Consider the following 492-nt stretch of genomic DNA (forward strand, 5'->3'; position numbering starts at 1 on the left):
TCCACCGACTCGACGGCCGCCGGTCAACCCGGGGCGATATCACAGCAGGGGATCGGATCGCAGAGCGATACGGCGATGCTGCCTGTCGAGGGTGCGCCCGCTGACACCGCCGGGCAACCCGTCCAAGCCGGTGCGGCAGAGTCGACCACCTCCACACAGCAAGACGGTGCCCAGCAGCAGGAGGGCGGGCAGCAGCAAGATGGTGCCCAGCAGCAGGAGGGCGGCCAGCAGCAGGAGGGCGGCCAGCAGCAGGAGGGCGGCCAGCAGCAGGAGGGGGAGGAGCGGCCGTCCTCGATCGAGCAGCAGCCGGGTATGCCGGACAGCGCCCCCTCGCATCCCGCCGCTGCCACTCAGATCGGTGGGGGGCAACCGGTCGGGTCCGAGCAGGTGAGTGGGCAGGAATCGACGCAGGATCAGTCGGTCGAAGCTCGACCGACTCCTCCGGGTGCGCCACGGGTGGATGCGGTTGTCGAGAGCCAGGATTCACCGGAT

Annotated in this window: 1 protein-coding gene; it reads right to left on the reverse strand. The window is 69.9% G+C overall.

All coding sequences use genetic code 11. The features are described from left to right. Positions 1 to 39: 39 nt before the first annotated feature. The gene (locus ON30_RS39035; protein ID WP_040706518.1) at positions 40 to 336 is read right to left on the reverse strand and encodes a hypothetical protein; all 297 of its coding nucleotides are present in this window, start codon (positions 334 to 336) and stop codon (positions 40 to 42) included. Between the last annotated feature and the right edge of the window lie 156 nt (positions 337 to 492).

Origin of the sequence: Nocardia takedensis NBRC 100417 (assembly GCF_000308695.1) — a bacterium.
Taxonomy (GTDB): domain Bacteria; phylum Actinomycetota; class Actinomycetes; order Mycobacteriales; family Mycobacteriaceae; genus Nocardia; species Nocardia takedensis.

Coding starts and splice junctions, on each gene's coding strand:
- ON30_RS39035 (WP_040706518.1), bottom strand. CDS start 336: ATGCGAGGGGGCGCTGTCCGGCATACCCGGCTGCTGCTCGATCGAGGA.